The organism is Halorubrum kocurii JCM 14978 (genome assembly GCF_000337355.1).
GTDB classification, from domain to species: domain Archaea; phylum Halobacteriota; class Halobacteria; order Halobacteriales; family Haloferacaceae; genus Halorubrum; species Halorubrum kocurii.
The window spans coordinates 38,477-48,919 of the sequence record NZ_AOJH01000093.1 but is presented as its reverse complement, the minus strand read 5'-3'; the positions used below and the strand labels follow the sequence as shown (position 1 = coordinate 48,919).

Below are 10,443 nucleotides of genomic sequence, written 5' to 3'. Positions count from 1 at the left end.
AGAGATGTGTATAAGAGACAGACCTCGACCTCCGCGCCGCCGAGCGACCCGGGGTCGTACATCGAGACGAGCCCGACGACGAGGAACGACGAGAACGCGGCGATGAACAGTTGGATCCCGATCGCGAGCAGGATCGTCTTCTCCGCGCGCAGCCCCGACAGCTCCCGCCCGGCGATCGTCAGCCGGCTGTCGCGGTCACGCATAGACGCGCACCACCCCGAAGTTGTACGCGGCGTGGATCAGCGTCGCCAGCGCCAGCGTCAGGACGTAGTACGCCCGGCCTCGGCTCGCGCCAACCGCGGCGACGGTCGTCGCGAACCCGTGCAGCACGAGGGGCGCGAGGAACAACCCCGCGATTGCGATCGGCGGGAGCCCCTCCATCCCGGCCACGCTCCCGAACGCGGCGCGGCCGACGTACAGCTCCGTGAGCCCGACCGCCTGCACGACCGCCGTGGCCTTCTCCGCGAGGAAGAAGCCGACCGCGGAGGCGAGCCCGACCGCGACGGCCACCCGATCGGTCCGGGCGAAGGCGTCGCGCTCGAAGCCGGCGTAGAGGTGGAGGCTCTTCGCGAGCTCCTCGATGAACGCGATGGTCACTAGGAGTACGGGGATCGACACCGTCACCGGCAGCGCGAACAGCAGCGCGACGGCCAGCAGCTCCGCGACGAACACGAAGGGGACCGTGCAGGCCGTCAGGAACGCGACCGGCGCGAGCGCGCGGAGCCGCTCCCGGAGCGCTCGGTCCGAGCCCGCGCCCCCGATCGCCGCGAGCCGCACCGCGAGCGCGTCGAGGAACTTCCGGCCGACCGGCTTCTGGGTGAACATGTCCTCCTCGCGGTACACCCCGAGCCCGAGCCCGAACAGCAGCGCGGCCCCCGCCGTCATCGGCGCGGTCGAGAACAGCACCTCGCCGGCTCCGACAGCCTCCCCCTGCAGGTCGAAGACGACGAGCGTGAGCGGCGAGACGAGCGCCACCGGCGTGACGTTCGTGAAGATCGCCGGCACGAACGCGTACGTGGTGAGGAGGACGCTCACACCCACCGTGACGAAGGTGAGCTCCTTGAACGACCGCGCGAACATCGCGCCGACGAACGTCGCCGCGAGGAACGTCAACGCGACCGGGAGCACGGCGATCACCGAGAGCGGTCCGCCCCCGACGGCGACCGCGATGAGCGTCGTGACGAGCGCCGCGGCCGCGACGTACGGGAGCGTCTTCCCCGCGACGATGTCGACCGGCGAGAGCGGCGTGACGAGCAGGGGCTCCCCGCGCCTGTTCGTCCGCTCGTCGAGGACCGACGAGCCGTACGCCTGGATGAGGAAGTTCATCGGGACGAGAAACACGAACGCTAAGAGCAGCGAGACGAACGGGAAGGGCGGCGAGATCGACCCCGGCGACCCGACCGTGTCGGCGCCGAACGCCGCGCCGCCGACCGAGGGGACGGCGAACCCGTCGTCCTCGCTCCCGGTTTCGTCGCCGACCGATCCATCGCCGCTCCCGGTTTCGTCGCCGACCGATCCGTCGCCGCTCCCGCCGTCGGCGTCGCCGTCGCTTTCGCCGTCGGACCCGTCGCCGCCAGCGCCGCCAGACCCGTCGTCACTTCCCCCTTCGTCGTTTCCGCCGAGCGTCGAACCGTCGTCGAGCCCGCTCGTCCGCCCCACGTACTGGAGCGTGACGGTGATCGGAAACGCGGCCGTTCGGTTCTCCTCGGCCGCCATCAGCCGCTCGTTGTGCGCCTCGACCGCCTCGCGGAACTCGGCGGCCGCGGCCTCCCCCTTCCGGGTGTCGCTGGCGCGGACCGTGACGGTCTCGACCGTCCCGCTCCGCCCGCCGTCGAACACGACGAGGTCGGCCGTGTCCCCGAGCTCGGCGCCGTCGACTGGGACGGTCGTCAGTGCCGGCGCCTCCTCGACCGCGTCCGCGTACGGGGAGCCGCCGTCGACGGCCACCCGGTACACGTTCTGGTCGACATCGAGCCCGACGACGCCGGCCGCGAGCCCCCCGCCGAGGACGCCGCCGGCGACGAGGAGGAGCGCGAGCGCCGCGAGCAGGGTTCGTCGGTCGACGCCGCCGCCCGCGCGGGCCGTCTCCCAGCGTGCGACCCGGAGGACCCGTCGGAGTCGGTCGATCACTCGGTCCCCTCCGGCGGCTCCGACGGTCGCGTCGCGTCGCGCTCGTCCTCCTCTGGCGCGTCGCGCTCGTCCTCCTCTGGCGCGCGGTCCCCTCCGGCCGAGTCCTCGGCGACCGCGCCGCTCCCGGTGTACCGCCCCGGCATCGGCCGCCCGACGATGTCGAGGAACACGTCCTCAAGGCTCGGCTCTCGGGTGCGGATGTCGACGACCTCGCCGCCCGCCGCGGCGGTGGCGTCGCGGACCGCCTCGACCCCGTCCATCGTCGGGACGGTCGTGCGGAACCGGTCGCCGACCTCCTCTGTCGCGGCGTCGAGGTCGTCCAGATCGTCGATGTCGTCGAGGACCTCGGCCAGCGCGTCGGTTCGGGCGGGCGACACGTCGGTGAACACGCGGTAGGTCGTCTCGCCGTGTCGTTCGCGGATCCCGTCGACGCTCCCGCGGGCGACGATCCGGCCCTCGTTCATCACCGCGACGCGGTCACAGACGGACTCGACGTGGTAGAGGTTGTGCGCGGAGAAGACGACGGTCTTCCCGGTCTCGCGCAGCTCGCGTGTGAACGCCAGCACGGAGTTCGTCGTCACCGGATCGAGCCCGGAGGCGGGCTCGTCGTACACGAGCACGTCGGGGTCGTTGACGAGCGACCGGGCGATGGCGACCTTGCGTTTCATCCCCTTCGACATGTCGCCGAGCCTGCGCTCGCGGTGGTCCAGTTCGAGTCGGTCGAGCGCGGCCTCGATCCGTTCGTCGGCCGTCTCCCGGGGCACGTCGTACAGGTCGGCGAAGAACCGCAGGTACGACAGCGGCGTCATCTCCTCGTACAGGGGCGACTCCTCGGGGAGAAAGCCGAGCCGCCGGCGCATCTCCGGGTCGTCGGAGGCGAAGCCGGCGACCTCGACCTCGCCGTCGGTCGGGTCGACGAGCCCGGCGAGCACCTTCAGCGTCGTCGTCTTCCCGGCGCCGTTCGGGCCGACGACGCCGAACACCTCGCCCTCCGCGACGGAGAAGGTGCTGTCGACGACGGCGGCGAAGTCCCCGTACGTCTTCCGCAGCCCCTCCACTTCGATCATGCGCTCGGGTCCGCCGCCGGCCGGGTTAAACTCACGCCCGCGGCTATCACCCGCGAGAACGCGCCGACCGGGGCGGGGAGTTCGTCACCGGCGGTCGTCGGCTTGGCCGGCGTCGCGCCTCCGTCACCGGTATCTCGACCCGGTCGCCGGTGAAGGGCTCGCCGGCCCGTCTGCGTCAGTCCGTGTACGGCTTCTCGATGTTCGCGTCGCCGCTGATGTAGGCGTTCATCCGACGCGTGATGCCGTCGAACAGGGTGATCAGCGGCGAGAGAACGCGCTCGACCAGTCGGATCGGCGACGCGATCCGTAGCGACCACCGCTCGGCGTTGCCGAGGCCGAACGCCTTCGGGACAATCTCGCCGAACACCAGGACGAGAAAGCTCGTACACAGGGTCGTCACCACGACCGCGCTGCCCGTGGGGAGGTAGCTAGCGACTAGCACTGTCACGATGCTCGATATCGCGATGTTGACGACGTTGTTTCCGACGAGCAGCGTCACCAGCAGGCGGTGTGGATCGTCGTAGAGTTCCTTCAGGACGTGCGCCCGCGGGTCGTCCGTGGCCGCCTGCCGCTCGAACCACTCCGCCGGCAGCGAGAAGATCGCGGTCTCCGAACTCGAGAAGAACGCACTGAGCGCCAGCAACACCGTCACCGTCGCGATCCCGGCCAGCCCGAGCGTGACTCCGACCATACGGCGTAGTCAGAAACGACGTCAAAGAGGGTGCCGGCCGGAGGCCGACGATCGGAGCGCGGACGCTCCGCTCTCGCCTCGGTGCGCGACGACTGTCGGTGACTCCGCAGTCCGCAGAATCGAACTCCCGCGTTACTCCTCTTCTTCCTCTTCTTCGACGGGTCCTCGTTCCCAGACCCCCTTCGCCGAGGTGTCGTTCGGTGCCGTGTGCGAGACGTCTTTCATGGTGTCGCGATCGTTTGCCATCTTGAAGCAGGGTAGCGAGGATCCCCGTATTAACCCTTCGTGGAAAGAGATAATGATACCTGATACCATATAAGGTCTTAATATATGCCGGCTTAACTGCGACGAGACCGTTGGACGGATCGTGAATTACCGGTCTCGAGTCGACGGGGAATCGGACGAACGTTTCGATACCGGAGCGTGCGGCGGCGAGTCCGCGTCGACGGTCGCTCGGGAAGGTGCGACGCTCGCCGTGGGTCGCGACGTCGCGGTCCCGCCGGCGGTCGCCGCCGAGGCCCTCCGCGACACGCGCACGTGGCCCGACTGGGGGCCCGCGATCGACGGCGTCGAGAGCGACGACCGGTACGTGACACGCGGGACGACGGGCCGGGTCCGAGTCGGCGGCGCCTGGGTCCCGTTCCGCGTGACCGCGTGCAACGGCCGGCGGTGGGACTGGCGCGTCGCCGGGCTCCCGGCGACCGGCCACCGCGTCGACAGCTACGCCGGCGACCCCGACCGCAGCCGGGTCGTCGTCGAGGTGCCGGCCCTCGCGGCGTGGTACGTCCCCGTCTGTCGGCGGGCCCTGGACCGGTTCGCGGCGCTGGTGGAAGGCGGAAAGGGCGACTTGAGCCGAGACGAGAGTTCCGACGACGGCTCACGCACCGCCGTCGACGGGGATAACTAACGGGACTGCCCGGCTCGAACCGAGCGCCGGCGCCCGCGTTCATTCCCCATCGGGTCGGCCGCAGAGGGGGCCTGGTCAACCGTCCAGCACGTTTATCGGGCGATTTCCACGGCACCGAGACACCGCGCGATACCGCGCGCTGTGGCTCGCGAGTATATGATTGTAATGTTACAAATCAGGTGGGCAACGAGGATCGGCCTGCCCAATTTTTCGTAGAACCTGTTTATCGCGTTTTTCAAGCCGTCTCGCCGAGCAAATGCGTATCGTTATTGTATCAAATAATTGTTTAGTTACTGACTACACAACAATAATTTTTTATTTTAATAAATATTTTTAATGAATGAATGTCACAGGTAACTAGCGAGGCGGTGTCCGGCCGCCCAAACGCGGTGAGCGACAGCTATGGAAGACGACTCATACACCCCGATCGACGGATCGAGATCGAACGTACGCAGACGCACCTGGCTCAAAGGGTTGCTCGCGGGCGGCGTCATCACCGCTACCGGGAGCTTCAACGCGAGCGCGGCGGACGCCGACATCGAACGGGTCGGTGCGGGCAGCATCGCGCGGGTTACACCGGGCGAAGCGAGTGTTCCGCCCCGAACGATATACGCGGTAGACGAACTCTCAAGCCCATATCCGACGAACGACTGGTGGACAACACTCCTGTGGCGACCGCTCTCGGAGAACCTCTGGATACACCCGTTGGCGGCGCGCGTGACCGAGGCGGGTCTCGCCGTCACGTACCCCGACGAGTGGCAGGTCGGTGATGCGCCCTTTTCCTGGGGCGAACGGACGGACGACTTCGCGGAGTCGGTGTCATCACCGGACGCGAGCACCGGTCCGATCGACCCCGACCTGACCGTCTCTCACCCGCACGTCGACGCTGACGTGCCGGCCGAAGTCGCCGACTACGGCGACTGGTCGGTCACGTATCGACGGTCCAGCGGTGACGCGAGCCTCGACGCGACGCTCACACAAGGGTCGCCGTTCGTTTACTTCGAGACGACGGGGGGCGGGGTCGACGTGGCGTTCGAAGGCGAGGTCTCGGTCTGGCACGAGCGAAGCCACGTCTTGGGCGTCTCGGTCGGGGGACACCATTACGGCTTGTTCGCACCGCCGGGAGCCGCCTGGGAGGGTGTCGACGGAGACGTCGTCTCGTCCCGGCTCGACGGTGAGGGGTACGTCTCCGTCGCACTGCTCCCCGAGGCCTCTCCGGACGTCCTGAACGCCTACCGACGGCGCGCATACGCCTTCGTCACGGACACCACGGTCACCTGGGAGTACGATGCAGAGCGATCGGCGGTCGTCACCGACTACGAGTTCGAACTCGAAGCGAAACACGGCCGCGCCGACGAGACGCTGACCGCTCTCTACCCCCATCAGGCGAAGCGAACCGGGGACGAACTGAGCGACTGGTCGTACGTCTCGCCGCGGGGTGAGATGCCGGTCTATGCCGGCTCACGCTTCACGACTGAACTCCCGTATCGCGGGATTCTGCCGTTCCTTCCCGACGCGGCGGACGTCCCGAACCTCGCAGACCACGTCGAGGCGGTCGAGTCCGAAGACACGCTCATCCGAGACTGGCAGGGCGATGGGACCTACTGGACGGGGAAAAACTTCGAACGGCTCCTCCAGCTCGCTCCCATCGCCGAGCAGGTCGACGACGGGGCCGCCGCGGAACGCTTCAGGAACGCGATCCGCGATGAGCTGGAAACGTGGTTCTCCGCCGCATCCGACGGCGACGTAGACGAGCGCGACCTGTTCTGGTACGACGACGTCTGGGGGACGTTGAACGGAGCGCCGATGGGGTTCGGTGCCGACGCCGATCTGAACGATCACCACTTTCACTACGGCTATTGGGTGAAGGCGGCGGCGGAACTCGCTCGGGTCGACCCCCAGTGGGCGCGTGAGGAAGCGTACGGAGGAGTCGTCGATCTCCTCGTTCGCGATTACGCGAATCCCGACCGCGGCGATTCCCAGTACCCGCTCTTTCGAAACTTTAGCCCGTACGCGGGTCACTCGTGGGCGTCCGGAAGCGGAGAGCTGCCGGCCGGCTGCAACCAGGAGTCGTCGTCGGAAGCGATCAACGCCTACGCCGCCCTGATCCTCTGGGGCGAACTGACCGGCGACGAGGAGATCCGCGACGCGGGTATCTACCTCTACACCCACGAGGTCCACGCGGCGCTCGAATACTGGTTCGATATCGCCAACGAGAACCTCCCCGACGCGTGGCCGTACGACTCCGCCGGAATGGTCTGGGGTCGGGGATACGCATACGCCACGTGGTTCAACCAGGACGCGGAGTCGATCCACGCCATCAATTACCTGCCGATCGGTGGGCACTCGTTCTACCTCGGGTGGAACCGCGACGCCGCCTCGGCGAACTGGGCGGAGCTCCTCGACAACGACGACGGCGACGAAACGTTCGACCTCGGATGGTACACGGACGTTCTCTGGGAGTTTCGCGCGCTCTCGGCCCCGGACGAAGCGCGCTCCTGGTACGAGACCGAATACGCTGCCGGCGACTTCGCGGAATCGCGCGCACACGCCGCCCACTGGATCCACACCCTCGATGCCGTCGGAGTGCCGGACGCGTCGGTGTCGGCAGACACGCCGCTTTACAGCGTCTTCCGGGACGGAAACGTGCGAACGTACGTCGCTTACAACGCCGCCGACGAGCGCTCTGACGTCTCCTTCTCCGACGGAACGGAACTGACCGTCGGACCAGGCGAAATGGCGACGACGACTCGGGCGTTCGAATCCCTGCCGCCGATGGACGGTGCGTTCCCACGCGTCACCGGTTCGGACGACGCCGGTTCAGACGCCAACACCGGGTCGGGTGGAAAGAGAGACGAACGGGGGACTCCCACCGAATAGACCAGTCGGCGTCCGGGCGGTATCTCTCCGCCGGATCGACGCGCTTGCCGACTGGTCAGCTCTCGTACCCCTCCGCGAACGGGTCGATCTCCTCGCTTCCGGGATCCGCCTCGTCGCGGGTGAACCCCGGCCCCGCCGTCGCCAACTCGAAGACGAGCCCGTCGGGGTCGCTGAAGTAGATGCTCTTGAAGTAGGTGCGGTCCTTCACCTCGGAGACGCGCACGTCCCGCTCGCGGAGGTGGGCCTGCCACTCGCGGAGCGTCTCCTCGTCCGCGACGCCGAACGCGAAGTGGTGGCTCGCGCCCGGTCCCGGGGCGCCCTGCGAGCCCGGGTACTCGAAGTAGGTGACGTTGGTCCCCGGCTCGCCCGTCGGCGTCGACGAGAAGTAGTAGTGCGGCGTCCCCGGGTCGTCGTAGTTCTGGGTCCGCTTCACCGTGTGCCAGCCGAGCACGTCCTCGTAGAACGCCACGGTCTCGTCCATGTCGGTGCAGATGTTCGTCACGTGGTGCAGTCCGGTGGTGGGCGGCGCGTCGCTCATGAGTCGTGTGATCGGTTGTCGGGAAGACAGTTAGTGGTACTGACGGGTCGACGGCCGTCGGAACCGGACCCGTAACGCCCAGACCGGGGAGAGTCGCTTAGAACAGGCCGAGGCCGACTGCGTACGGCCACGCGGTGCCGCCGCCGGCCAGCAGCGCGAGCGCGGCGCCGGCGCCGTAGACGTTCTTGAGGAAGCCCGTCATCTCGCTCTGCTTCTCCTCCGGGTCGTCGACCGACCAGAAGTCGTGCATCGTCACCGCCGAGACGAGCAGGAAGACCGCGAGCCCGCCGGCCGCGAGGACGGGGAACGCGCCCGCCGCGACGCCGACGCCGCCCAGCGCGAGCACGAGCCCGGAGGCGATCACCGAGAAGCGCGGCGCCGGGAGCCCCTTGAACTCGGCGTAGCCGGCCATGGTGTCGACGTCCATGAAGTGGTTCAGTCCCATGAACGCGAGTGTGGCGCCGAAGAGGATCCGGCCGAGCAGGAACAGCTCGCCAGCGAGGGGGGCGTCGAACTGGAGCGGTATCGTCGTGGTTTCAACTAACATAGTGTAACCACATATACGAACGTAACCTATTTATCGCTTCCCGGACAATACGGTTAGTAGGTAACACCGATGTCATCGCAGGACCTCGCCGGCGCCGATCCGGCGGACACGACCGACGGAGAGCGCGACGCGGATGCCTCGTCCGGCCCGGACACGCCGTGTCCGGTCGTCGACTCGCTCGAGCAGATCGGCTCGCGCTGGCGGCTCGTCGTGCTCCACGAGCTGTTGAACGGCGAGTCGCGGTTCAACGAGCTGAAACGCGAGACCGACGCGAACGCCCGGACGCTCTCGCGCGTGCTCGACGACCTCCAGGAGACCGGCTTCGTCGACCGCCGGCTGGAGGAGGACTCGCCCGTGGCGACGTACTACAGCCTCACCCCGAAGGGCGAGTCGCTCGCGCCCGTCTTCGACGAGATCGACGACTGGGCCCACGAGTGGCTCGCGGAGTGTAGTGGGTAAGCGTACGCTGAGAGACCGCCTATTGTCTCTACGTGGATATCGCTCCCGTTACGGGCTGTTTATAAGTCGCCAACCGCGAATCGGCGGTGACACCCTCCAAAGCCCCAGTCGCGAGGGCGACTGCCCCTTTGAGTCCCACCCCGCACAGCCGCAGCCTCACGCCTCCCCAGCCTCGTCGCTCACTCGAGGCTCCCTCCGGTCGCCCGCGTCGTTCGCGACTCCCTCGCGCGGGCTCCTCGCGGGCCATCGGCCCGCTCGGAGGCACGCGCCACCGCACCGCATTCATTTATATCCAATTGGCGTTCCGCTCGCGCCGTTTATACACTGTCTCCCCGGCGGCTGACTCTCGGCGCCGAAACGCACACCACTCTCCGACCCGTATAGTTCGGCGTGTACGCCGGACTGAAGAACACCCCCTGTTGCCTGTGCGGCCGGGACGACACCCATACCCGGATCGCGGTGCCGCCCCGAGCGATCCGGCTCATGGACAACGGCGGCCCGATCTCCTGGCGCGACGTGGTCGGCGCGGTGACGCTCCGCTTCTGCGCCGACGACTGGGAGCTCGTGAGCGATCTCGCGGTCGAGATGGACACCCACCCGCTCTCGCGGTGTAACGCGGCGCACGTCTCGCTCGACCTCCGCGAGGACCACGAGGCGTTGCTGTCGGCGACGAAAGAAGAGACGGACCAGACGGAGTTAGAGGCGCGACTCGTTTCGGAGGCCGAGGCGACGCTCGACGCCGTCGACGACCCCTACACCGAGGCGCGCGACGTCGTCGAGGCGATCGTGGTGTTGCGCGCGTTAGAGGAGCTCGGCGTGCTGGACCCGCCGGGCGACGCGGTGGTGCCGTAGCGCGTCGTCGCGCGCCGGCGATATCTAAATACGCCCGCCTACCACCGAACCTCGAACCCGTCCAGTCCCTCCGGCGCCTCGTACGTCGCGTCGACGTCGTCGACGTCGGCCGCCTTACTCCCGGTCTCGCACCACGCGACCAGCTCCTCGACGGCCGCTTCGGGGCCTTCGAAGACGGCCTCGACGCGCCCGTCGTTGAGGTTGCGCACCCACCCGTCGACGCCCTGCTCCCGGGCGGTGTCGCGGGTCGTCGCGCGGTAGTAGACGCCCTGCACGCGCCCCGAGACGTACACGTGTGCTCGCGTTCGGTCGGTCATCGGTGGGGGCTGCGTCCGCCGGAGAGTTAAAAATCGCGGGGCGCGCCGCGAGGCG

The 10,443-nt window shown here is 68.0% G+C and carries 10 protein-coding genes and 1 pseudogene; 4 read left to right on the top strand and 7 right to left on the bottom strand.

The window, feature by feature from the left end; translation table 11 throughout:
* From C468_RS15120 to C468_RS15105, 4 genes and pseudogenes are all read right to left on the bottom strand, one after another.
* Positions 1-203 (bottom strand): annotated as a pseudogene (locus C468_RS15120) (hypothetical protein); the annotation flags it as partial.
* Positions 196-2,130: an ABC transporter permease gene (locus C468_RS15115; RefSeq protein WP_008849775.1), complete on the bottom strand. Its 1,935-nt coding sequence runs from the start codon at positions 2,128-2,130 to the stop codon at positions 196-198. The pseudogene C468_RS15120 and the gene C468_RS15115, both read right to left, overlap by 8 nt.
* Positions 2,127-3,197, bottom strand: a complete 1,071-nt coding sequence (locus tag C468_RS15110; RefSeq protein WP_008849774.1) for an ABC transporter ATP-binding protein — start codon at positions 3,195-3,197, stop codon at positions 2,127-2,129. Before C468_RS15110 ends, C468_RS15115 begins: the two co-directional genes overlap by 4 nt.
* 175 nt (positions 3,198-3,372) lie before the next feature.
* Positions 3,373-3,888, bottom strand: coding sequence for a CNNM domain-containing protein (locus tag C468_RS15105; RefSeq protein WP_008849773.1), 516 nt, complete (start codon positions 3,886-3,888; stop codon positions 3,373-3,375).
* 367 nt (positions 3,889-4,255) lie between these two features.
* On the opposite strand from C468_RS15105, the gene C468_RS15100 reads away from it, so the two are divergent.
* Together C468_RS15100 and C468_RS15095 are read left to right on the top strand one after the other, a co-directional pair.
* Positions 4,256-4,795 (top strand): SRPBCC family protein, encoded by a 540-nt coding sequence (locus tag C468_RS15100; protein ID WP_008849772.1) that lies wholly within the window; start codon positions 4,256-4,258, stop codon positions 4,793-4,795.
* A 402-nt stretch (positions 4,796-5,197) separates the two neighbouring features.
* Entirely contained in the window at positions 5,198-7,675 is a 2,478-nt protein-coding gene (locus tag C468_RS15095) for a glycosyl hydrolase (RefSeq protein ID WP_008849771.1), read from the top strand.
* Positions 7,676-7,730: 55 nt separating this feature from the next.
* On the opposite strand, the gene C468_RS15090 is transcribed toward C468_RS15095, so the two are convergent.
* Together C468_RS15090 and C468_RS15085 are read right to left on the bottom strand one after the other, a co-directional pair.
* Positions 7,731-8,213: a VOC family protein gene (locus C468_RS15090; protein ID WP_008849770.1), complete on the bottom strand. Its 483-nt coding sequence runs from the start codon at positions 8,211-8,213 to the stop codon at positions 7,731-7,733.
* A 97-nt stretch (positions 8,214-8,310) separates the two neighbouring features.
* The gene (locus C468_RS15085; RefSeq protein ID WP_008849769.1) at positions 8,311-8,760 is read right to left on the bottom strand and encodes a DoxX family protein; all 450 of its coding nucleotides are present in this window, start codon (positions 8,758-8,760) and stop codon (positions 8,311-8,313) included.
* 69 nt (positions 8,761-8,829) lie between these two features.
* On the opposite strand from C468_RS15085, the gene C468_RS15080 reads away from it, so the two are divergent.
* On the top strand, positions 8,830-9,219 hold the full coding sequence (locus tag C468_RS15080) for a winged helix-turn-helix transcriptional regulator (protein ID WP_008849768.1): 390 nt from the start codon (positions 8,830-8,832) through the stop codon (positions 9,217-9,219).
* A 390-nt stretch (positions 9,220-9,609) separates the two neighbouring features.
* Positions 9,610-10,071, top strand: a complete 462-nt coding sequence (locus C468_RS15075) for a hypothetical protein (RefSeq protein WP_049912268.1) — start codon at positions 9,610-9,612, stop codon at positions 10,069-10,071.
* Between the two features lie 38 nt (positions 10,072-10,109).
* Here C468_RS15075 and C468_RS15070 read toward each other — a convergent pair whose 3' ends face one another.
* Positions 10,110-10,388 (bottom strand): acylphosphatase, encoded by a 279-nt coding sequence (locus tag C468_RS15070; protein ID WP_008849766.1) that lies wholly within the window; start codon positions 10,386-10,388, stop codon positions 10,110-10,112.
* Positions 10,389-10,443 lie beyond the last annotated feature (55 nt).

Bases quoted from the DNA above. Each gene is read 5' to 3' on its own strand.
- C468_RS15110 (WP_008849774.1), bottom strand. From the start codon at position 3,197: ATGATCGAAGTGGAGGGGCTGCGGAAGACGTACGGGGACTTCGCCGCC.
- C468_RS15105 (WP_008849773.1), bottom strand. From the start codon at position 3,888: ATGGTCGGAGTCACGCTCGGGCTGGCCGGGATCGCGACGGTGACGGTG.
- C468_RS15095 (WP_008849771.1), top strand. From the start codon at position 5,198: ATGGAAGACGACTCATACACCCCGATCGACGGATCGAGATCGAACGTA.
- C468_RS15090 (WP_008849770.1), bottom strand. From the start codon at position 8,213: ATGAGCGACGCGCCGCCCACCACCGGACTGCACCACGTGACGAACATC.
- C468_RS15085 (WP_008849769.1), bottom strand. From the start codon at position 8,760: ATGTTAGTTGAAACCACGACGATACCGCTCCAGTTCGACGCCCCCCTC.
- C468_RS15080 (WP_008849768.1), top strand. From the start codon at position 8,830: ATGTCATCGCAGGACCTCGCCGGCGCCGATCCGGCGGACACGACCGAC.
- C468_RS15070 (WP_008849766.1), bottom strand. From the start codon at position 10,388: ATGACCGACCGAACGCGAGCACACGTGTACGTCTCGGGGCGCGTGCAG.